Raw genomic sequence first — 17,606 nt, forward strand, 5'->3', positions numbered from 1 at the left:
TGCTCTTGGTTTTTTTAGATTAGAGACAAAGCAAAACTTATTTTGCTTCGAGCACACCACGGCGAATCTGGTCACGTTCAATTGATTCAAACAATGCCTTGAAGTTACCTTCACCGAAACCGTCGTCATCTTTACGTTGAATAAATTCAAAGAAGACTGGCCCAATCATATTTTCAGAGAAGATTTGTAATAAAAGCTTCTTCTGGCCATCTTTAGTACTGCCGTCTAATAAAATACCGCGTTGTTTTAACTCTTCAGTTGGTTCACCATGTTCAGGTAAACGCTCTTCAAGCATTTCATAATACGTATTTGGCGGTGGTGTCATAAACTTAAGACCAAGGCCTTTTAACTTATCCCAAGTCGAAATTAAGTCATCACAAATAAACGCGATATGCTGAATACCTTCGCCATTAAAATCAGCTAAGAATTCTGCAATTTGGCCGTTACCCTTGTCTGAGTCTTCATTTAAAGGAATACGAATCATGCCATCTGGTGCAGTTAATGCTTTAGAGGTTAAACCTGTATATTCACCTTTAATGTCGAAATAACGAATTTCCTGGAAGTTGAAAATCTTCTCGTAGAAGTTTGCCCAATACTCCATACGTCCTTTGTAGACGTTATGCGTTAAGTGATCGATTTCTTTTAAACCCGCACCTTCAGGGTTACGCTGCGCATCATCGAAGAAAACAAAGTCATTTTCATAAATATCGCGGTCAACCAAGAAGATTGGCATGCCACCAATACCTTTAATTGCCGGAATGTTAAGCTCCATTGGCCCAACTTTTGAGTACATTGGTTCTGCACCAAGTTCAACCGCCTTTTTAAAAGCTTTTGCTGCATCACGAGTTTTGAATCCCATCGCACAAGCAGATGGACCATGCTCATTAAAAAAGAATGAAGCATAAGATTCTGGCTGATAATTCAGGATAATATTGATATTTCCTTGACGCCATAAGTACGCTTTTTTCGATTTATGCTTGGCTACTTTTGAAAAGCCGATTGTTTCAAAAATTGGATCTAATTCATTTTCTTTTGAAACAAACTCAATAAATGCAAAACCGCATAATTCTAATGGGTTCTCTAAAATATCCATCTAGTTTCCCTCTGGTAATTACCTGATCCGTTTACTTCTCATGCTGATCTGGTCAGCTCCTTTCTCTATAGAATACGCATTTGCTGGGAGTATGTTTGAACCGTCAAAATGCCTTAGCCCAACGCATCCTATGAGAAAAAAACCAATAACTAAAACGAAGATTGAGTGAGCGCAAAGCCGATGATTAATTTCCCTTCTATATGGTGTTTGTTTTCCATACACACTGTCCTTTCTTATCTAAAAGTACGATTGAGATTTTTCAATAAACCTTTAAAAATCGTCTTTTCCTAAAGTTATTCCTAGATTTATGGAGGCCAACATCCTTGTTGGACCTCCAATGGCCATTTACCTTAAAACAGATGCTACTAAAAACAATTAAATTATGCAATACATAATTTAATTATGAATTGTGTAATTTATTAATCAAATTACTCTGTTTGCTTGTGCTTGTTTTAGATTTCATATTTTATAAATCATTGGGTACACTCACATGGCTTTTAAAGTTCTAAGGGCGGAAAAATCATGCTTTTAATCAGTGCCTGTTTAATTGGAGAGCCTGTACGCTACGATGGACGCTCTTGCTTACACACTACACTTAAGCAGTTATTTTTAAATAAAAAAGCGCATGCACTTTGTCCGGAGTTATTAGGTGGTTTTACTACTCCAAGGTTACCTGCAGAAATTGTTGGGGGTACGGGGCAAGATGTGCTTGATGGTAAGGCAAAAATCCTAGATTCATCTGGTTTAGATGTGACTGAGCTATATTTAAAAGGCGCCTACCGTACTTTAGACATTGCACGGCAAATACAAGCAACTTGTGTGGTTTTAAAAGAAAACAGCCCGTCTTGTGGTAGTCAAAAAATTTATAACGGTACTTTTCAAGGCGAGAAGATCACAGGTGTTGGGATTACCACGGCACTGTTACAGCGCCATGGTTTTGAAGTGATTTCTGAAAATGAGATTGAAGAATGGTTAGCAGCACATCCTCTTTGTTGATCTACCTAATCAAAAACCTCTTAATTGCTTTCTAAAACGAAAACAGAAGGCACTCAATACACAAGCTACTAAATAGCTTATGGCTGCCATACTCCAGAAACCATAAATTCCCATTGCAGATATAGAGTGACTCCCCCAGTGCAGCCCTTTATAAGCCATCCACCAACCACCGCCCAATCCGAAACATAGCACCACGACTAAAAAAATCAGCATGGGTAAAATCGACACATCCCAACAACGCAGCAAAGAGGTTAGTAACGTCATTAAGCCATCAAGAAAATGAGACATGCAGACAATCAAGAGCAGTGATGCAGCCAAAATCTGTACAGCCAAATCATCTGAATAGAACGTGACAATTAAGCCCCTCTCCACCCATAAACACAAGGATAAACTGCCACTCACTGCCATAATGACCCATATACTTTGTCTGGCAATTTTGTCTGCTTCTTTCATGTTGCCGCTGCCCATAGTTCTTGACACCAAAATGCTATAAGCCGAGGCAATTGATGAAGGAAAAATAAACATGAAACCGCCAGTGCTCGCGACAATTTGATGGGCTGCAGATACCACACTCCCGAAAGGCAAAATCAGAATAGCAACTGAACAAAATGCAACAACGTCCATCAACGCCATGATCGCAGTAGGTATCCCTATTTTTAAAATTATACGCAGACTTTGCCGGCTATCTTCAACTGACCGTTCTGGATGTTCAATAAAGATGTACTTTTTCTCTAGAAAAAACAGGTAATAAACGACCAACATAAACCACCGTACAATGATAGTGGCTAACAACGCCCCTATCGCCCCGAGTGGCGGAATTGAAAATAAAGCGACACCATAAATCAGAAGATAAGACAAAATAATTTTAAGAATGAAGAAAAGACTATCTGATAATAAAACCTTATACGCATTTTCAGTGACCTGAGACAAAGCTGTAAATAAGCGCATCAATAAATGGGCAGGTAAAATAAATACCAAAGCCCAAATACAGTTTTTAGTAATTGAAACGACATGTTCAGATGCACCAAATAATTTTGGTAAATCACGGAACAAGTAAAGCAAGGCAATACTCACCAATGCCGAACCTAACATCAGCCAAACGCCTTGAATAAAAATTTGACGAATACGTGGTATGTCATGGCAACCATAAGCTTCCGAGAGCTTAAGCATCACACCTTGCAGTATCCCCATTCCAATGACATAAACCACTGTATATAAAGATAAGGTCACCGATAAGGCGGCAACATGGTCATTACTAAAATGCCCTACATAAGCAATATCAACCAATCCACTTAAAATTAGAATCAAATTGCTAGAGAGCATGGGAATAAATAATTTAAAAATCTGGTTCATCAAAAAAATGCCTTATTTTTTTCTTTGCGATTTATGTCGATATTCACGTTATTTTTAGTGCATCAATTCGAAGCAAAAGACATACCAGTTTTAAATTCAGCTCAAATAAAAAGTGCTTTAAATAAAAAGACCAAACTATCTGTTTGGCCTTCTTTTGTCATGTATGTTGTTTATATAGTTATTCTTGTTTGTGTTTACTTGCCCAATAAGTCGCAAGTGCAGGACCCGAAATATTATGCCAAAGGCTGAAAATAGCACTTGGTACCGCTGTAATCGGAGAAGCCGCAAAATGCACTGCTGCAAGCGCCACGCCTAAGCCTGAGTTTTGCATTCCTACTTCTACCGCAATTGCTTTACTGTCCACATAAGGCAATTTAAAGAAACGCGCTGCGGCAAAACCTAATAAATATCCAAGCCCATTATGCAATATCACTACCGCCAAAATGAGCAAACCCGACTGTAAAATAGCTGCTTTACTGCCACCAATAATGGCTGCCACAATCGCTACAATTGCAATCACTGAAACTAATGGCATGACTTGAATATAGGATTCAACCTGACGTTTAAGCCAAGTTCGCAAAATTAGCCCAATCACAATCGGAAGTAGTACGACCTGCAAAATCGAAATAAACATCGAAGCCGCGTCAATCTTTAGCCATTGGCTGGCAAGTAGATAGAAAATTGTAGGCGTTAACACAGGAGCCAAGAGTGTTGATACCGAGGTACAGGCGACCGATAAAGCCACATTGCCTTTGGCCATATAGGTAATGACATTTGAAGCTGTTCCTCCTGGGCAACAACCGACTAAAATAACGCCGACCGCAATTTCAGGAGGCAAATTAAATAATTTACATAAAATAAATGCCAAGCCCGGCATCACCACAAACTGCGCGACAACCCCAATTAACACGGCTTTAGGGCTTTGTAGAACCCCTTTAAAATCATCAACGGTCATGGTCATTCCCATGCCAAGCATAATAATGCCCAAAATCCATGGAATATAAGCTTTCAGCCAAACAAAAAATTCAGGCTGCCATAGCGCCAGAGCTGCAAAAATAATTACCCATAGGGCAAACGTCTTTTGAACAAACTGAGTAAAACGGAGTAATGCAGACATACTGTTCATCCATACCAAATCGCAATTAAAGTCCAAGCATCAAAATCAGTATCTCTAGCATTCATTCAACAGATCAGTCGATTGAATACGAACAACACCTTGTTGCTGCATAGTTTGCCACGCTTGTTCTAATGAACCATTAAGATCAATACCTTTGCACGCATCTTCAACCACTAAAGTTTTAAAGCCTTGCTTAACCGCATCTAAAGCAGTCCATGCGACACAAAAGTCTGTGGCAATTCCGACCACATAGACCGTATCAATACCACGTTCTTTTAAGTAACCCGTTAAACCTGTCATTGTTGAGTGGTCGGCTTCCATAAAAGCCGAGTAACTATCAATATGAGCATGAAAACCTTTTCGGATAATCAGTTGAGCTGTCGGGATATTTAAATCCGGATGAAATTCGGCATCATGAGTGCCTTGTATACAATGCTTTGGCCAAAGCACCTGTGATCCATAATCCAGTTCAATCGTTTCAAATGGCTGCTTGCCCGGATGGTTGGCTGCAAAAGAAATGTGATTATTCGGATGCCAGTCTTGAGTGAGGACTACATTTTTAAAACAACCTGCCAATTGGTTAATGGTTGGAATAATCGTATCAGCGTCGGCAACTGCTAGGTTTCCACCAGGGGTAAAACCATTTTGCACGTCAACTACGACTAAAGCCGAATTTTGTGGTTGTTTATTCATTTTCATGCCATCTTAAGTCCCATTCGGGAGAAATATGCATTTTATCTTGCCATAAAAAAGACCGTGTTAAGTAGAGGTTGGAAGAATTGCACCATATTCTCATTTTTACTGTCTTTTACTTGAAATGATCAAATTGGCATTCTATGTTTTGCTCAAGTTTACATAGGGTTTATCAGTCAAGCATATTGTTCTTATGCGTCTGATCAGTCATAATTTGCATAATTGTCATTCAACAATCTGTTATTGTTAGAACTGGACAATCAAAATACTGCAACCATCCCACATTTTGTTTTTCTTACCTCAGATTCGGATGGATAAATAGGATATTTTTTAAAATGACTCAGCAAGCACAGACCATTCAAGGCTCAATCGTCGCAATCGTCACTCCCATGTTGAAAGATGGCGGTGTAGATTGGAAGAGTCTTGAGAAGCTGGTTGAGTGGCACATAGAACAAGGTACAAACAGTATTGTAGCCGTCGGTACAACCGGCGAAGCCTCAACATTGAGCATGGAAGAGCACACACAGGTTATTAAAGAAATTATTCGTGTAGCCAACAAACGTATTCCAATTATTGCCGGTACTGGTGCAAACTCAACCCGTGAAGCAATCGAATTAACTAAAGCTGCCAAAGACCTTGGCGCAGATGCAGCTTTACTTGTAACCCCATACTATAATAAGCCGACTCAAGAAGGCCTTTACCAACACTATAAAGCGATTGCTGAAGCTGTTGAATTACCGCTTATTCTTTACAACGTACCTGGTCGTACAGGTGTAGATTTGTCAAACGATACAGCTGTTCGTTTAGCGGAAATTCCAAATATTGTCGGCATTAAAGATGCAACAGGTGACGTACCGCGCGGTAAAGCTTTAATCGATGCTTTAAACGGCAAGATGGCTGTGTACTCAGGTGATGATGAAACTGCATGGGAACTTATGCTTCTTGGCGCAGACGGTAATATCTCGGTTACTGCAAACATTGCACCTAAAGCAATGAGCGAAGTATGTGCGGTTGCAATTGCAAAAGATGAGCAACAAGCAAAGACGCTTAACAATAAGATTGCAAATTTACACAATATTCTATTTTGCGAATCAAACCCAATTCCTGTGAAATGGGCACTACATGAGATGGGACTGATTGATACTGGTATTCGTTTACCACTCACTCCTCTCGCTGAGCAATATCGCGAACCTCTCCGCAATGCCCTAAAAGATGCGGGAATTATTTAATAAGAGCAATTTATGATGCAATTACGTCTTGGTTTAGTCCTTGCAGTTTCAGCCTTAAGTTTAGCTGGCTGTGGTCGCTTCGCACTCAATAATCACTCTTTAGATTATAAAAATGCAAAGCAACTCGCCCCACTTGAGTACCCTGCCGATGCAACTGTACGACCAGCGACACCTTTGTATCCTGCACCAACAGTAGACCAGCTTGCTATCGATCACGCACCGAAGTTTGAAAACAAGCGTGGCAATCGTTTTGCATTGCCACGTCCTGAACCACTTCAAACTGATACGACAGCAGATGCATCTGCTCAAACAGGTAGTGCGCTTGGTCGCCCTCAACTTGTGACAGATGGTAATAAAAATCCACTGTTAAAAATTGATGGAAGTACTGCCGAGATTTGGCAATACACCAAAGCTACATTAAGCACGTTAAATTACAACGTCATCGCTCAAGGTAACAATCAAGCGACGATTAAAGTAAATGACAATACATATGTGCTTAAGCTCACTGGTGTTGGCTCTAGTCATAGCCTTGCTCTATTTAATCCAGATAACACTTTTGCTAGCCCTGATGTTGCCGCAGAAGTGTTAAACCAGATTTACCAAAATTGGCCAGCCTAGTCGTTTACTAGGCATTTTTTTTAAAAAGGTTCCCTCATGTTAAAACAAACCTTGCTCTATACTGGTAAAGCAAAATCTGTATATGAAACAGACAATGCCGACCATCTGATTTTAGTCTTTCGTGATGATGCCTCTGCGTTCAATGGCGAAAAAATCGAACAACTAGATCGTAAAGGCAAGGTGAACAACCGTTTTAACGCCTTCATCATGGAAAAACTTGCTGAAGCGGGTATCGAAACGCATTTTGAAAAATTGCTTTCTCCAACTGAAGTTCTTGTTAAAAAACTTCAAATGATTCCTGTTGAATGTGTAATCCGTAACTATGCAGCAGGTTCTCTATGCCGTCGTTTAGGTGTAGAAGAAGGTAAAGAGTTAACTCCTCCTACATTTGAATTGTTCTACAAAGATGATGGCCTAGGCGATCCAATGGTTAACGAATCTCAAGCGATTGCTTTAGGTTGGGCGACTGCTGAACAGTTAGAACAAATGAAAGTGTTAACTTATAAAGTAAATGATGTATTAAAAGCATTATTTGCTGAAGGCAACATGATTTTGGTGGACTTCAAACTTGAATTTGGTGTTTTCCATGATCGTATCGTACTTGGTGATGAATTCTCTCCAGACGGTTGCCGTTTATGGGACAAAGATACTAAGAAAAAACTCGACAAAGACCGTTTCCGTCAAGGCTTAGGCGGTGTTGTTGAAGCTTATGAAGAAGTTGCTGCTCGTTTAGGCGTAGATTTATCTGACATCTAATCAGCTCAACTTTATAAAAAACCGAGCATTTCAGCTCGGTTTTTTTATTTTCAGCACCCAAAAATTTAGGAAAAGTAGACAGATTTGTATATTTAATTAAATTATGACTTGCACAATCTCAAAACAAGGCACTAAAATCAAAAAAAATATAAATTGCATCACAATAATTAAATTTTTAAATAGGATGAGTCTATGGAACTATTTAAGCCTGAAAAGAGATTAATGAATCATCCAATCCATTTTGGTGAAAATCCATTAGTAATTTTATCTAATTTTAGCCACTCTGCCTTAAAGCAAGGATGGAGCCAAGCTGAAGTCGAAACTGTCATTTCTGAAGCTTCCCAAGGCGACTATATGAAACTCATACGTACCTTGAGAGCATATACCTTGTTTTAATTATTGTTGCCATTTTCATGACTACAAGCGCTTAGCTTCAACGTTACACTTTTTATAGCAGGCTGATTGAGTTTGCTATCTTTTCTTATACTTAACTTTTCTCTCAGGTCTGGTCGATTCTTTTCTTCATGCATTATTGTTCTAGTTCGCTTACCCCTAGAGTGTTCAATTCATAAAAAAATACATAAAGCTGGTAGGAATCTTCTAGATTTATCCTGAACACTGCCTTAACAATAAATAAAAAACGATAAATATAAATTAATTATTCAGTGAGGAGTAAACCCGATGGACCATGAACTAGAAGAAGAGAAAGTCGATCAAACCCTAAGCTGGCGTGAAAAAATGGCAGTTGAAGAACACGAGAAACTGTCGCCCCGTTTAGTATATGAAATTATTCGCCGTGATGGTGCCGAAGAGTTAGATCGCCCAACAGCCGCGCTCATCTTTTCAGGCATTGCAGCAGGTCTAGTCATCAGTTTTTCATTTGTATTTAAGGCAATTATTGCTTCTTATATCCCAACTGATGCCATCTGGACCGATTTAATTACCAATTTCGGTTATACCATTGGATTCCTGATCGCTATTTTAGGACACATGCAGCTCTTTACCGAAAATACTATTACTACAGTTGTGCCCCTATTTAAGCCCTTTACCTTAGACAAATTACGAGCTGTAGGCCGTCTATGGGGAATCGTGTTTCTATGCAATATCATTGGAACAGCTTTGGCGAGTTTATTCTTCCTGACCACCGACCTGTTTACTCCAAACATTGACAAAGCCCTAGATGAGCTCGCACATCATGTTGCGTCTTTTTCCGCCACCCAAAATCTGCTTAAAGGGGTTATGTCTGGGCTTTTAATTGCTGCATTGGTCTGGATGCTACCTTCCGTCAGCAATAAATTCCTAGTCATCTTTTTCATGACTTATCTGATAGGACTAGGCGACTTTACCCATGTGGTCGTTGGCTCTACCGAAATGTCCTATCTGGTCTGGCAAGGAGAAGCTTCTCTTGGTGAATATCTGTTTAATTTCCTGATCCCAACCACCATTGGCAATATTATTGGTGGTACAGGCGTGTTTACCCTGCTGATTTATGGTCAGGTGACTGAAGAATTGGAACAATAGCAGGAAACAATAAAACTATTGTTCCTGCTGCCATCTGCGTTGTTGTAGGCGTTCACCTTCAACTTCACGCTTGTTTCTTGCCGACTCATAGAGTTTGGTTCCCTTTAACTCAGGCGGCAAATAGTCTTGCAACACAAAGTGCTCTGGGTAGTCATGAGGATAGAGATAATTAATCCCATAACCTTGCTGTTTCATCAGTTTGGTTGGCGCATTTCTCAAGTGTAAAGGTACTGGTAAATTTGCCGTTTTCTCAGCAAGTTCTAAGGCCTTATTAATCGCGAGGTAAGTACTATTACTTTTTGCACTGGTCGCTAAATAAACTGCTGTTTGACCCAAAATAATTCGAGCTTCAGGCATCCCCACTGCTTGTACAGAACGGAAACACTCACCTGCAAGTAATAACGCATTTGGATTCGAATTCCCGATGTCTTCTGAGGCAGCAATCAACATACGTCTTGCAATAAAAACCGGATCTTCTCCGCCTTTAAGCATCCGCGCCATCCAGTACAAAGCCGCATCTGGATCACTACCACGAATCGATTTGATAAAGGCAGAAACGAGGTCGTAATGCTGTTCACCCGATTTGTCATAACGCGCAATATTTTGCTGAGCGACTTTTACTACAACTGCATTATTAATCGTATTTTCAACTTCGGGCTCAAAAGTACTTGCAATTAAGTCTAGTAAATTGAGTGCTTTACGGGCATCACCTGCTGCAAACTGTAAAAGAGCATCATACTCTTCAATATGAATATAGCGTTCTTTTAAAAATTTATCATTTTGGAGTGCATTGTTAAGTAGCGTCTGAATTGCCTCACTGTCTAGACTGTTTAAGGTATAGACCTGACAGCGCGATAAAAGTGCACTATTGACTTCAAAAGACGGGTTTTCAGTGGTGGCGCCAATTAAGGTAATTTTACCTTTTTCTACGGCACCTAATAATGCATCTTGCTGTGATTTATTAAAGCGATGGATTTCGTCAATAAAAACTACAGGTGTCAGTAAGTCACCACTTTCTGCAATTACTTCACGTAATTCTTTTACGCCCGTATTCAGCGCAGATAAGCTAACAAACGGACGATCTATTGCCTGAGCTAAAAGCAAAGCAATTGTCGTTTTACCGACGCCTGGCGGCCCCCAAAAAATAATAGAAGGCAAATGTCCCTGATCAATCATTTGACGTAAGGGCGCATGTTCACCTAACAAATGATCTTGCCCAATAATTTCAGACAAGTCTCTCGGGCGCAGGCGTTCAGGAAGTGGAATATGGGTGTCTGACATCTCAAATAGCTTTATCGTCTTTTCACTATAGTCTATTGTGTCTCACAGAAATCTACAATTTGAATCTATGAGACACATCCTTTATTTACAGGGTATTTCCTAGCATTAAGAGGGTTTCTTACTCAGCTTGAGTAAACGAGCATTGGGACCATCTTCAATTACCCAAATTGAACCGTCTTGTGCCTCATGTAACCCACGAATACGTTGCTTCATCTCTAATCTTTGTACTTCTTTTACGGGCTTATGCTCTAAATCTACAACAACAATTGCTTCTGAAGATAACCCGCCAATTAAAGCTTTATTTTGCCATGCGGGAAATTGTTGTCCGCGATAAATAATTAAGCTCGACGGTGAGATTACAGGGGTCCAGTCAATTTCTGGTGCTTTAAACTCTGGGCGCGTGTGATGATCTGGAATAGGCTGACCTGAATAATGATCTCCATTTGAAACAATCGGATAACCATAGTTTTCGCCTTTGGTAATAATATTAAGCTCATCACCACCTTTTGGCCCCATCTCAACCACCCATAGCTGTCCTTTACGGTCAAAGGCCATTCCTAATGGGTTACGATGTCCAAGTGACCATATTTCAGCAGTGACACCGCCTTGCTCATAAAATGGGTTACCTAAGGCTGCTGAACCGTCGTCATTTAAACGCAAGATTTTGCCCAAGTTACTTTTCATATTTTGGGCAGGGTCAAACTTTTGACGCTCGCCTGAACTCACCCACAGCTTACCATCTGCGCCAAAAAGCATGCGATGCCCATAATGGCCCTGTCCTGAGACTTTAGGTACTTGCTGCCAAATCTGCTTTATATCGGTAAGTTTTGGCTGATTAGGGTTAGATAAATCTAATTTTGCACGTGAAATCACTGCACCAGACCCACCTTGCCCTTTGCCTGCATAACTAAGATATATCCAGTGATTTTTGGCAAAGTCCGGGTGCAAGGCTACATCACCTAAACCGCCCTGTCCGCCATAGTTCACCGCTGGAACACCCTGAACATCTAGCACTTGTTTATTTTGTGGATTAAAAATTTTTAGCTTACCTTGCCGTTCAGTCACCAATAACCGCTGATCAGGCAAACTGGTGATCGCCCAAGGCTCTTTAAAATGTGCGACTGCCTCGACCTGATAAGTTTGTTTGGCAGCACTGGTCTGCTCTGTTTTTGCAGTTGTATTTTGTTCAGGATTTTTTGAATTAGTATTATTAGAGCCACAGGCCATTAACAAGAAGAAACTACTACATAATAAGGGGGCTGCTAATCGTCTCATCATTTTTATCTCCTTTTGCTTTTATTTTTATATAACGGAGATGATTAAAAAATTTACGATAAAAATGTTACTTTATTATACGCTGTAATTAAAAATGCTCATCGGGAGCGTATTAACGCACCCAACGCACCACATAATCTTCGATATCATCTTCATGTACATCAGTTTCAGGAATACAACGCCCTGCTACCGACTTTTTCGCTTTCACTACGCTTTGTCTGGAACCCGTATTTAAATAGTGCCAAGAAGGTAAATTTTTGCCTTCATTCAAACGTTTATAGGCACAGCTCGATGGCAGCCAGCGTATGGTTTTTAAGGTTTCCGGTGTTAGTTGTAAACAGTCGGGTACTTGCTGCTGACGGTTTGGGTAGTCAGAACAACGTCCAGTATTGCAATCAAGTAACTTGCACGCCACTTTGGTGTACGCAACTTCATGTGTATCTTCATCTTCTAGCTTGACCAAACAGCACAATCCGCACCCATCACACAGTGCCTCCCACTCAGCCTGAGTCAGTTGCTCTAGCGTATAATTTTTCCAAAACAATGGACGAAGTGAGGTCTCGGTAGACATAAGATTTTAACGGCTATATAGATCAAGCAAAGTCAGATTATAGCATTGAAGTACGCTGGTCTTAAGAAAAGAAGCCGTATTTTTGGCATCACAAAATGATTGTTTAATATACATTTCAACCACATAAACGACACATTTCGTGCAAAAAACACGCTATATAGTAAAAAGACAATGAAAAATAAGGAGGACAGCATATGTTCCGTTGGGCAATAATTTTTGCAGTGATTGCACTCATTGCCAGTCTATTAGGGTTTGGTGGTGTTGCAGGGTTATCTAAAGACTTTGCCGTGATTTTATTAGTGATAGCTGTAATTCTCGCTGTTATTGGTTTTATTTCGCGAGGCCGAACTTAATTTAATCATGACCATATCAAAAAGAAGGAACTCGTTCCTTCTTTTTTTATTGCATAAATATTTCTATGCTTTTCTTTTGATGTAGTTTTTTACATAGTTATTTATATGGCTTTTATTTTTTATGCTTTAATCAAGCGTATTTAAATCGAATTTAATTTCAGGATTAATGTCATGAGTACAGCAATTAAAACCCGTGAAATTCAATATACTGCACCAGATGGTAGCCATTTAATTGGTTACTTTGCGGCTCCAGAAAGTGAAACACCTGTACCAGGTGTCATTATTGGTCCTGAGTGGTGGGGTCGTAACGAATACACTGAACAACGTGCGCGTGAACTTGCTGAACACGGTTATGCTGCACTTGCAATTGACATGTATGGCGATAAAAAAGTAACAACGACTGCAGCTCAAGCTTATGAATGGATGATGCAGACATTTGAAGAGTTAGACACGGTGACTGACCGCGCTAATGCAGGGCTTCAAACTTTAGCTGCTCAACCGGAAGTAAATAGTGAAAAACTTGCAGCGGTAGGTTTTTGCTATGGTGGCAAAGTGGTACTCGATCTAGCTCGCTCAGGTGCTCCCCTCAAAGCAACTGCGACATTCCATGGTACATTAACTCCTAAGGCTCCTGCTCAAAAAGGCAACATTCAAGGCGAGGTATTGGTTCTACATGGTGAACTAGACAGCATGGTCACCTTAGAAGATGTTGCTAATTTTGAAAAAGAGATGCAAGCTGCTGAGGTTAAACATGAGGTAGTGGTTTTAAAAGATGCTAAACATGGCTTTAGTAACCCGCTTGCAGATGAAAGAGCTAAAGCGAATGGTGTAGACCTTGGCTACAACAGCGAAGCGGAGAAACAAGGCCTTGCTAAAATGTACGCTTTATTAGAACGTACTTTAAAATAAAAGAAGCAAATTTGGAGCAAATGGCATTTTTCGCATTTGCTCCCTTAAATGTTTATGACTTTGCAATATTTTTACTGTATTTTTTAAACCATACTTCAATAAATATACTCCCGTTGAGCTAGAGCAAAGCCTAGTCTTATTTCCCGCACTCGGGGTTTAATGGAATAACATGAGAGGATACAACAATGACTGACAAGAAATGTCCGTATTGCGATTTTGATGAATATGACATCATTGATAAGAATGAATTTGCTGTAATTTTGCCAGACCCAAATCCGTTGTCTAAAGGTCACTGTGTAGTGACTCCGCTACGCCACGTCAGCTCGTTTTTTGATATTACGTCTAAAGAGCACCAAGGCTTACTGACACTTCTTGAAATTGCCCGTCATGAAACCCAGCTTCGCCATCAGCCAGACGGTTTCCATATTGGCTTTAATGATGGTGAAGTGTTTGGACAGACTTCTGACCATTTTCACATTCATGTCATTCCATACTACAAAAATCAACCGTTGAAACTTGATCAACGTTGGGGTGTACAAAAGGATTAATCCTTTTTACTCATAGAACAGGGACTACATTTTTGATGTAGTCCCTGTTTTCATATGTCCATTTTCTTCGGTTGCTTTAAACAAAATTTCACCCAAATTTCAGCTATAATTTAGCCCTTACTTTTCTTCTATAGCTGTTCATGCCTGAATTTTCTTTTTCTGATGCCCTCTTAAACTGGTTCGATCAACATGGTCGGCATGATTTGCCTTGGCAAGTCGCAGATGATCCATACAAAGTCTGGGTTTCTGAAATTATGTTACAGCAAACTCAGGTAAAAACAGTTCTGCAATATTTTGACCGCTTTATGGAACGCTTCCCAACTGTAGAAGCTTTAGGTCATGCAACTTGGGATGAAGTAGCTCCTTATTGGGCAGGTCTTGGCTATTACGCTCGTGCCCGCAATTTGCATAAAGCCGCTGGCCTTGTAGCACAGCAAGGTAAATTTCCTGAAACCCTAGAAGAATGGATTGCACTACCGGGCATTGGTCGCTCGACCGCAGGTGCACTCATGTCTTTGGGTTTACGTCAGTATGGCGTGATTATGGATGGCAACGTGAAACGCGTTTTAGCCCGTTTCTTTGCTATTGAAGATGACTTAAGCAAGCCACAACACGAACGTGAAATGTGGAAACTAGCTGAAGAACTTTGCCCTACTCATCGTAATCATGACTACACTCAAGCGATTATGGACTTGGGTGCAACCATCTGTACGCCTAAAAAACCTCTTTGTTTATATTGCCCAATGCAAGCTCATTGTCAGGCTTATCAGCAAGGTTTAGAACAAGAATTACCTTTTAAAAAACCGAAAAAAACACCACCTGTTAAAACGGCAGATGTTCTTATTATTCAGTGCGAAGATGAATGGTTCTGGCAGCAACGCCAAGCTCATGGTCTATGGGGCGGTTTATTTTGTTTACCTATTTTAGAAAATGAACATGAACGCTTGAAATTAAGTCAGCAATTTAAGCTACAACCTCGACCACAAACTTTTCAGATCAGTCATAGCTTTACTCACTTCACATGGTTACTTAATGCTCATGTGTTCCACGTGGAACCTGATCAAAAAGAACATCTGGCGATTGAACTTGAAGGCCAATGGCTGAGTCCAGAACAAGCTATTGCTAAAGGTGTTCCAACTGCTATGAAAAAATTGATCTCGACAAGCCGTTCATGACATAGTGAGCAAAATAATTTTGATATGGCTGTGACAGGGAGTATTTTGTGCGACATTTAGTTTCCCATCTCTCACTAGGTTTTCTCATTATTCTATTGGCAGCCTGCGCCAGTGCACCTAAAAAACCTGCCCCGCTTTCACCAGCCCAAGTTAGCAAACTCAAGAGTATGCAGCTTCCAAATCGGCTTCCTGTTCCCGTAAAAGGTGTCGATCGAGATGAGCTAAAAGACACATGGGGAGCTGCTCGTAGTCAGGGCCGTAGCCACGAAGGAATTGATATTTTGGCTCCACGTGGAACCAAAGTGTACAGTGCAACTGAAGGGCTCATTGCCGATCTTCGTAATAATAACCTCGGTGGCAAAGTGATCTGGATTTTAGGCCCGGCAGGAACATGGCATTATTATGCTCATCTTGATGGACATAAACGTGGCTTAAACGTAGGCGACTATGTCAAAAAGGGTGACCTCATTGGTTATGTCGGCAACACGGGCAATGCACGTTATACTTCACCTCATCTTCATTATGGTCTTTACTTAGATGGTAAAGGTCGTGGTGCTGTTAATCCTTATTCATATTTACGCTAGGAACATTTTATGTCGGAAGCGCTGATCAATCGCTTAGTAGAGTTTGCCGAGTCTGGCAACCAGCAAAAGATCATTTTAAATGGCAATAGCTATCAAGGCTGGATCATGGAAATCAGTGATGATGCCCTACTGATCAGTACCGGTTTTTCAGATAAAGTTGGCAAAGACTTTTGGCTAAAGTTTGAAGACTTAACTCAAGCTGAACTGTATTATTGGGATACTCGCCCAAATGAATGGGTACCATTCAAACTCTAAAATACCAAGATAAATATAAGGAGCATCATCATGAAAACTCAACGCTGCGGATGGTGTTCCGATGATCCACTCTATATTGCTTACCATGATGAAGAATGGGGCAAACCAGAACACGACGAAGCCCGATTATTTGAAATGCTCTGTCTTGAAGGACAACAAGCAGGTCTATCTTGGATTACCGTACTAAAAAAAAGAGAAAGCTACCGCCAGCACTTTTTTAATCATCCTATTGCTGACATTGCCGCATTTACGGATGACTTTTTAGAAACAAAACTATCCGATGCAGGCTTAATTCGTCACTTAGGCAAACTCAAAGCTATTCGTGATAATGCGATTGCTTGGCAAGCCCTTAAAGCCCAAGTTGGTGATGTTTCTAAATGGCTTTGGCAGTTTGTAGATGCAGCGCCACAAAACAATGATGTTGCAGATTATCGTAAGGCCCCTGCTCAAACTGAGCTCAGCCTAAAACTTTCCAAAACGCTCAAAAAAAATGGTTTCAAATTTGTTGGTCCAACCACCTGCTATGCTTTTATGCAGGCAGTGGGTATGGTCAATGACCATGAAAACGATTGTCAATTTAAAGCTTCCTAACCCACCAGAACGGTTCAAATCCGCTTAAGGAGTTTCCGATGAGCAATAATACGATTCAGGCTTATGCTGCAATGCAGGCAGGTGAAAAACTGGTCCCATACCAATTTGATGCAGGTGAATTACAACCGCATCAGGTTGAGGTAAAAGTTGAATACTGTGGTTTGTGTCATTCTGATATTTCTGTTTTAAATAATGAATGGCGTTCAACCGTGTACCCTGTAGTTGCAGGTCATGAAATTATTGGACGAATTGTTGCTTTAGGCTCAGAAGCCAAAGGACTACAAATTGGGCAACGTGTCGGTATTGGCTGGACCGCCGAAAGTTGCCAAGCCTGTGATGAGTGTATTGGCGGTCAGCAAGTTCTTTGTACGGGCGAAAATGTCGCAACAATCGTGGGACATGCGGGTGGCTTTGCCGATAAGGTTCGTGCTGGTTGGCAATGGGCCATTCCCCTTCCCGAAGATTTAGACCCCGAAAGTGCAGGCCCTTTACTTTGCGGCGGAATTACCGTTTTTGACCCATTACTCAAACACAAAATTCAGGCAACACATCACGTGGGTGTAATTGGCATTGGTGGTTTGGGTCATATCGCCATTAAGCTCCTTAAAGCGTGGGGCTGTGAGATCACTGCTTTTAGTTCTAACCCAGATAAAACCGAAGAACTCAAAGCAATGGGAGCCGACCATGT

21 protein-coding genes are annotated in these 17,606 nt (G+C 40.6%); 14 read left to right on the plus strand and 7 right to left on the minus strand.

Annotation, left to right across the window (positions count from 1 at the left end; translation table 11 throughout):
* Nucleotides 1-37 precede the first annotated feature (37 nt).
* Nucleotides 38-1,093, minus strand: coding sequence for a 4-hydroxyphenylpyruvate dioxygenase (hppD, locus tag C1642_RS12420; protein ID WP_000353163.1), 1,056 nt, complete (start codon nucleotides 1,091-1,093; stop codon nucleotides 38-40).
* Nucleotides 1,094-1,615: 522 nt separating this feature from the next.
* Here hppD and C1642_RS12425 point away from each other — a divergent pair.
* The gene (locus C1642_RS12425; protein WP_000924614.1) at nucleotides 1,616-2,089 is read left to right on the plus strand and encodes a DUF523 domain-containing protein; all 474 of its coding nucleotides are present in this window, start codon (nucleotides 1,616-1,618) and stop codon (nucleotides 2,087-2,089) included.
* Nucleotides 2,090-2,098: 9 nt separating this feature from the next.
* On the opposite strand, the gene C1642_RS12430 is transcribed toward C1642_RS12425, so the two are convergent.
* The 3 genes from C1642_RS12430 to pncA form a co-directional block, all read right to left on the minus strand.
* Entirely contained in the window at nucleotides 2,099-3,442 is a 1,344-nt protein-coding gene (locus tag C1642_RS12430; protein ID WP_103236396.1) for an MATE family efflux transporter, read from the minus strand.
* Nucleotides 3,443-3,620: 178 nt separating this feature from the next.
* Complete coding sequence (locus tag C1642_RS12435) at nucleotides 3,621-4,559, minus strand: bile acid:sodium symporter family protein (protein WP_001275077.1); 939 nt, start codon at nucleotides 4,557-4,559, stop codon at nucleotides 3,621-3,623.
* A gap of 54 nt (nucleotides 4,560-4,613) precedes the next feature.
* Nucleotides 4,614-5,258, minus strand: coding sequence for a bifunctional nicotinamidase/pyrazinamidase (gene pncA, locus C1642_RS12440; protein ID WP_103236397.1), 645 nt, complete (start codon nucleotides 5,256-5,258; stop codon nucleotides 4,614-4,616).
* A gap of 329 nt (nucleotides 5,259-5,587) precedes the next feature.
* Here pncA and dapA point away from each other — a divergent pair, with 329 nt between their 5' ends.
* From dapA to C1642_RS12465, 5 genes are all read left to right on the plus strand, one after another.
* Nucleotides 5,588-6,481: a 4-hydroxy-tetrahydrodipicolinate synthase gene (gene dapA, locus C1642_RS12445; RefSeq protein WP_000193600.1), complete on the plus strand. Its 894-nt coding sequence runs from the start codon at nucleotides 5,588-5,590 to the stop codon at nucleotides 6,479-6,481.
* Between the two features lie 15 nt (nucleotides 6,482-6,496).
* Complete coding sequence (locus tag C1642_RS12450) at nucleotides 6,497-7,099, plus strand: hypothetical protein (RefSeq protein WP_001177091.1); 603 nt, start codon at nucleotides 6,497-6,499, stop codon at nucleotides 7,097-7,099.
* A gap of 36 nt (nucleotides 7,100-7,135) precedes the next feature.
* Nucleotides 7,136-7,855 carry a phosphoribosylaminoimidazolesuccinocarboxamide synthase gene (gene purC, locus C1642_RS12455; RefSeq protein WP_000917863.1) on the plus strand — a complete coding sequence of 240 codons (720 nt, stop codon included), beginning with the start codon at nucleotides 7,136-7,138 and terminating at the stop codon, nucleotides 7,853-7,855.
* Between the two features lie 192 nt (nucleotides 7,856-8,047).
* A complete protein-coding gene (locus tag C1642_RS12460) occupies nucleotides 8,048-8,251 on the plus strand; it encodes a hypothetical protein (RefSeq protein WP_000418560.1) in 204 nt (67 codons plus the stop codon).
* Between the two features lie 285 nt (nucleotides 8,252-8,536).
* Nucleotides 8,537-9,376 (plus strand): formate/nitrite transporter family protein, encoded by an 840-nt coding sequence (locus tag C1642_RS12465; protein WP_000349489.1) that lies wholly within the window; start codon nucleotides 8,537-8,539, stop codon nucleotides 9,374-9,376.
* A 15-nt stretch (nucleotides 9,377-9,391) separates the two neighbouring features.
* On the opposite strand, the gene C1642_RS12470 is transcribed toward C1642_RS12465, so the two are convergent.
* The 3 genes from C1642_RS12470 to C1642_RS12480 all read right to left on the minus strand — a co-directional run bounded on the left by C1642_RS12470 (nucleotide 9,392) and on the right by C1642_RS12480 (nucleotide 12,503).
* Complete coding sequence (locus C1642_RS12470; protein WP_001285406.1) at nucleotides 9,392-10,657, minus strand: replication-associated recombination protein A; 1,266 nt, start codon at nucleotides 10,655-10,657, stop codon at nucleotides 9,392-9,394.
* Between the two features lie 105 nt (nucleotides 10,658-10,762).
* Nucleotides 10,763-11,935: a PQQ-dependent sugar dehydrogenase gene (locus tag C1642_RS12475; protein WP_031999546.1), complete on the minus strand. Its 1,173-nt coding sequence runs from the start codon at nucleotides 11,933-11,935 to the stop codon at nucleotides 10,763-10,765.
* 109 nt (nucleotides 11,936-12,044) lie between these two features.
* Nucleotides 12,045-12,503 (minus strand): YcgN family cysteine cluster protein, encoded by a 459-nt coding sequence (locus C1642_RS12480; RefSeq protein WP_021510252.1) that lies wholly within the window; start codon nucleotides 12,501-12,503, stop codon nucleotides 12,045-12,047.
* 194 nt (nucleotides 12,504-12,697) lie between these two features.
* On the opposite strand from C1642_RS12480, the gene C1642_RS12485 reads away from it, so the two are divergent.
* From C1642_RS12485 to C1642_RS12520, 8 genes are all read left to right on the plus strand, one after another.
* Nucleotides 12,698-12,856 (plus strand): DUF1328 domain-containing protein, encoded by a 159-nt coding sequence (locus C1642_RS12485; protein WP_000490267.1) that lies wholly within the window; start codon nucleotides 12,698-12,700, stop codon nucleotides 12,854-12,856.
* A gap of 171 nt (nucleotides 12,857-13,027) precedes the next feature.
* Nucleotides 13,028-13,765, plus strand: a complete 738-nt coding sequence (locus tag C1642_RS12490; protein ID WP_000100775.1) for a dienelactone hydrolase family protein — start codon at nucleotides 13,028-13,030, stop codon at nucleotides 13,763-13,765.
* Between the two features lie 185 nt (nucleotides 13,766-13,950).
* Complete coding sequence (locus C1642_RS12495; RefSeq protein ID WP_000130110.1) at nucleotides 13,951-14,313, plus strand: HIT family protein; 363 nt, start codon at nucleotides 13,951-13,953, stop codon at nucleotides 14,311-14,313.
* Nucleotides 14,314-14,453: 140 nt separating this feature from the next.
* Nucleotides 14,454-15,488 carry an A/G-specific adenine glycosylase gene (mutY, locus tag C1642_RS12500; protein WP_032067970.1) on the plus strand — a complete coding sequence of 345 codons (1,035 nt, stop codon included), beginning with the start codon at nucleotides 14,454-14,456 and terminating at the stop codon, nucleotides 15,486-15,488.
* Nucleotides 15,489-15,535: 47 nt separating this feature from the next.
* Nucleotides 15,536-16,072 (plus strand): M23 family metallopeptidase, encoded by a 537-nt coding sequence (locus C1642_RS12505; protein WP_001216279.1) that lies wholly within the window; start codon nucleotides 15,536-15,538, stop codon nucleotides 16,070-16,072.
* Between the two features lie 9 nt (nucleotides 16,073-16,081).
* Nucleotides 16,082-16,327 carry a hypothetical protein gene (locus C1642_RS12510; protein ID WP_001287365.1) on the plus strand — a complete coding sequence of 82 codons (246 nt, stop codon included), beginning with the start codon at nucleotides 16,082-16,084 and terminating at the stop codon, nucleotides 16,325-16,327.
* Between the two features lie 30 nt (nucleotides 16,328-16,357).
* Nucleotides 16,358-16,918, plus strand: a complete 561-nt coding sequence (locus C1642_RS12515) for a DNA-3-methyladenine glycosylase I (protein ID WP_000857011.1) — start codon at nucleotides 16,358-16,360, stop codon at nucleotides 16,916-16,918.
* Nucleotides 16,919-16,956: 38 nt separating this feature from the next.
* A partial coding sequence (locus C1642_RS12520; RefSeq protein WP_146035329.1) for an alcohol dehydrogenase catalytic domain-containing protein occupies nucleotides 16,957-17,606 on the plus strand: 650 nt, incomplete at its 3' end.

It is taken from the genome of Acinetobacter sp. AKBS16 (assembly GCF_002899995.1).
GTDB lineage: Bacteria > Pseudomonadota > Gammaproteobacteria > Pseudomonadales > Moraxellaceae > Acinetobacter > Acinetobacter baumannii.

What these genes read in the sequence shown, in the direction of transcription:
- hppD (WP_000353163.1), bottom strand. Translation starts at nt 1,093, where the DNA reads ATGGATATTTTAGAGAACCCATTAGAATTATGCGGTTTTGCATTTATT.
- C1642_RS12425 (WP_000924614.1), top strand. Translation starts at nt 1,616, where the DNA reads ATGCTTTTAATCAGTGCCTGTTTAATTGGAGAGCCTGTACGCTACGAT.
- C1642_RS12430 (WP_103236396.1), bottom strand. Translation starts at nt 3,442, where the DNA reads ATGAACCAGATTTTTAAATTATTTATTCCCATGCTCTCTAGCAATTTG.
- C1642_RS12435 (WP_001275077.1), bottom strand. Translation starts at nt 4,559, where the DNA reads ATGTCTGCATTACTCCGTTTTACTCAGTTTGTTCAAAAGACGTTTGCC.
- pncA (WP_103236397.1), bottom strand. Translation starts at nt 5,258, where the DNA reads ATGAAAATGAATAAACAACCACAAAATTCGGCTTTAGTCGTAGTTGAC.
- dapA (WP_000193600.1), top strand. Translation starts at nt 5,588, where the DNA reads ATGACTCAGCAAGCACAGACCATTCAAGGCTCAATCGTCGCAATCGTC.
- C1642_RS12450 (WP_001177091.1), top strand. Translation starts at nt 6,497, where the DNA reads ATGCAATTACGTCTTGGTTTAGTCCTTGCAGTTTCAGCCTTAAGTTTA.
- purC (WP_000917863.1), top strand. Translation starts at nt 7,136, where the DNA reads ATGTTAAAACAAACCTTGCTCTATACTGGTAAAGCAAAATCTGTATAT.
- C1642_RS12460 (WP_000418560.1), top strand. Translation starts at nt 8,048, where the DNA reads ATGGAACTATTTAAGCCTGAAAAGAGATTAATGAATCATCCAATCCAT.
- C1642_RS12465 (WP_000349489.1), top strand. Translation starts at nt 8,537, where the DNA reads ATGGACCATGAACTAGAAGAAGAGAAAGTCGATCAAACCCTAAGCTGG.
- C1642_RS12470 (WP_001285406.1), bottom strand. Translation starts at nt 10,657, where the DNA reads ATGTCAGACACCCATATTCCACTTCCTGAACGCCTGCGCCCGAGAGAC.
- C1642_RS12475 (WP_031999546.1), bottom strand. Translation starts at nt 11,935, where the DNA reads ATGATGAGACGATTAGCAGCCCCCTTATTATGTAGTAGTTTCTTCTTG.
- C1642_RS12480 (WP_021510252.1), bottom strand. Translation starts at nt 12,503, where the DNA reads ATGTCTACCGAGACCTCACTTCGTCCATTGTTTTGGAAAAATTATACG.
- C1642_RS12485 (WP_000490267.1), top strand. Translation starts at nt 12,698, where the DNA reads ATGTTCCGTTGGGCAATAATTTTTGCAGTGATTGCACTCATTGCCAGT.
- C1642_RS12490 (WP_000100775.1), top strand. Translation starts at nt 13,028, where the DNA reads ATGAGTACAGCAATTAAAACCCGTGAAATTCAATATACTGCACCAGAT.
- C1642_RS12495 (WP_000130110.1), top strand. Translation starts at nt 13,951, where the DNA reads ATGACTGACAAGAAATGTCCGTATTGCGATTTTGATGAATATGACATC.
- mutY (WP_032067970.1), top strand. Translation starts at nt 14,454, where the DNA reads ATGCCTGAATTTTCTTTTTCTGATGCCCTCTTAAACTGGTTCGATCAA.
- C1642_RS12510 (WP_001287365.1), top strand. Translation starts at nt 16,082, where the DNA reads ATGTCGGAAGCGCTGATCAATCGCTTAGTAGAGTTTGCCGAGTCTGGC.
- C1642_RS12515 (WP_000857011.1), top strand. Translation starts at nt 16,358, where the DNA reads ATGAAAACTCAACGCTGCGGATGGTGTTCCGATGATCCACTCTATATT.